The sequence below is a fragment of the Spirochaeta lutea genome, assembly GCF_000758165.1.
In the GTDB taxonomy this organism is placed as follows: domain Bacteria; phylum Spirochaetota; class Spirochaetia; order DSM-27196; family Salinispiraceae; genus Spirochaeta_D; species Spirochaeta_D lutea.
Window position 1 is genome coordinate 1 of record NZ_JNUP01000036.1, and the last position, 2423, is coordinate 2423.

General features: G+C 42.0%; 3 protein-coding genes. 1 reads left to right on the forward strand and 2 read right to left on the reverse strand.

All coding sequences use genetic code 11. From position 1 onward, the window contains the following. Positions 1 to 7: 7 nt before the first annotated feature. Positions 8 to 1123: an IS256 family transposase gene (locus DC28_RS04475; RefSeq protein WP_408020227.1), complete on the forward strand. Its 1116-nt coding sequence runs from the start codon at positions 8 to 10 to the stop codon at positions 1121 to 1123. Positions 1124 to 1238: 115 nt separating this feature from the next. Here DC28_RS04475 and DC28_RS04480 read toward each other — a convergent pair whose 3' ends face one another. Together DC28_RS04480 and DC28_RS04485 are read right to left on the reverse strand one after the other, a co-directional pair. After that, on the reverse strand, positions 1239 to 1907 hold the full coding sequence (locus DC28_RS04480; RefSeq protein ID WP_238565764.1) for an NYN domain-containing protein: 669 nt from the start codon (positions 1905 to 1907) through the stop codon (positions 1239 to 1241). 247 nt (positions 1908 to 2154) lie between these two features. Next, the coding region (locus DC28_RS04485; RefSeq protein ID WP_037546378.1) for a HEPN domain-containing protein at positions 2155 to 2423 on the reverse strand (269 nt) is incomplete at its 5' end.

Genomic DNA, 2423 nt, shown 5'->3' on the forward strand with positions numbered 1-2423 from the left:
TGAAGACATCCAGGGGGGAGGCAAGGACAGCATCACAAAGACAATCGGTACCATCATGAATCTGGCCATGAAGTTGGAACAGGAGAAGGCCTTGTCCGCCGGACCCTACGAGCGTAATGAAGATCGGACTGGCCATCGCAACGGGTACAAGGATAAGCTCCTAAAGACGCGTATGGGCGAGGTTCCAATTCAGATCCCACAAGTACGGGGGATGGAGTTTTATCCCGGTGCGGTCGATAAGGGGTGTCGCAGCGAACGAGCCTTGAAGCTCGCCATTGCGCAGATGTATATCCAGGGAGTCTCAACCCGTCGTGTGTCAAAGATCGTCGAACAGCTATGCGGGTTCGAGGTTTCTCAGAGCCAGGTTTCGAATGCCGCCAGGTTGCTTGATGAAGAGATCAAAAAATGGCGAGAACGACCTCTGGATACCTATAAGTACCTCGTGCTGGACGCGACCTATGAGAAGGTTCGTATGGATCGCTCAGTGGTGTCAGGAGCGGTGCTAATTGCCTATGGGATAGACATTACCGGGCAACGCCGTGTACTTGGAATTAGCACAGAGATCAGCGAGGCCGATGTCCACTGGCGGAGGTTCCTCCAGTCGCTGGTAGAACGAGGTCTTCACGGGGTAACCATGATTACCTCTGATGCTCATAGTGGCCTGAAGGCGGCATGCGAAGCGATCTTCCCGACCGTGAAGTGGCAACGCTGCCAGTTCCACCTGCAGCAGAATGCCGGACATCACGTGACACGGCAGAGCATGCGGAAAGAGCTGGCGCAGGATCTACGTACCGTGTTCAATGCGCCTAACCTGGAAGAAGCTCAGCGGTACCTGAAAATAGCCGTTGATAAGTACCGCGCAGATTCTCCACAGCTCAGCGAATGGCTGGAGCACAACGTACCGGAGAGTCTTACGGTGTTCACGATCCCGGTAAAACATCGCCGGCGATTGCGCACTTCCAATCTTGCCGAGCGACAAATGAAGGAGATCAAACGACGGACAAAAGTGGCTATGATCTTCCCGAACAAGGAATCACTGAACCGTATCGTAGCGGCGATCATGATGGAAGTTGACGAGACCTGGGCAACCGGGAAGCGATATTTGGATATGGAGACCGATTAACTTTTTCCAATTTTACAGAAGAAAGGGTTGCTTTATCCATTTCCGGCCCGAAGGGCTTGGCGTGAAAATTGCGTAGAGAGCAAAGCGATTAGCAATTTTCATGACAAAGGAAATGTCAAGTTGAAGCAGTTGTTAGAACTATGCAAGGATGCCCTTTCTCATTTTTTTCTTTTTTTATTTTCCCATCTGATTCAAGTTTAGTTAATAAGCCATTTAAATTTTTATATTTACTTCTTTTTATTACCATGCTTTTATCCATTTGATGAAATTTCGAACCTATAAAACTAGTTAAGTGTAATTTTTCTGTATCTAGTGTTGCCAATATCTTTTTAATTATTTCTTCTACTATTTCTTCGTTATTGCTTGAAAGTTGCACTGCGGCTTCTTTTTTACCCCTTTTTGTTTTCGCTCCTTTTTCAATATTTCCATCACTGTTCAACATAAATGATTCTAAAATGTAGATTTCATCGCATGAATTATTCAATACTGGCTTATTTGCATATTCTTCCTTGGTAATTAAACATACCTCTTTACCGTACTTTCTAAGTTTCTCCATAATTACAGTAAAGTCAGAATCAGAAGTAATGAATATGTATCTATTGATAATTGGTTTCTCTAAAATAATTGTCTCTAGTGCTTCTAGTGATATAATCAGATCTGCTCTATTTTTATAGTTTTTGGTTATTTTAGGTGTATCTCTTATATCAAAATTATACTCTGCAAGTTTATCAACTACTGGCTTAATGGCACTTGAATTTCCACAAGCCATTTTTATGACAAACAAATTTTCTTCTTCTTTGTTATCATATTTTTAATATGAGCGTATCGAAGATAGATTTTAAATCAATTTCTGCTGCAATGTTCTCAAGATCGATGTATAAAGCATTGTTTTTTCTGATCATACTTCCTCCGAATAAGATTTCGCGCGCAGCGTCGTTCTAACGACCGTTTAACCTGCAATGCGTTAAGCTGGCGCGTGTTTTTGCGAATGCAAAAACCGTGACAGTAGCATTGTCAGGTTGAAATGATTGTTATGTTTCATTTTTTATATCTAATATGTCTTTTGTTTGCTTAAATATATTTTCTGCCTCAATCTTAAACAACTCAGAAGTGTTCTTTGAGGGGAGAACTAAATTTTGGTTTTCTATTTCTCTCGGATATCGCGTATCAGCATAGACCTGATTAAGCATTATTAATATTTTCTTATCAATTTCTATCTTTACATAATTTTGAACTGTACCGAGCAATGAAATAATATTATGAATACGGGGAACAGAGTCTGTGTAGTGCACAATAATTG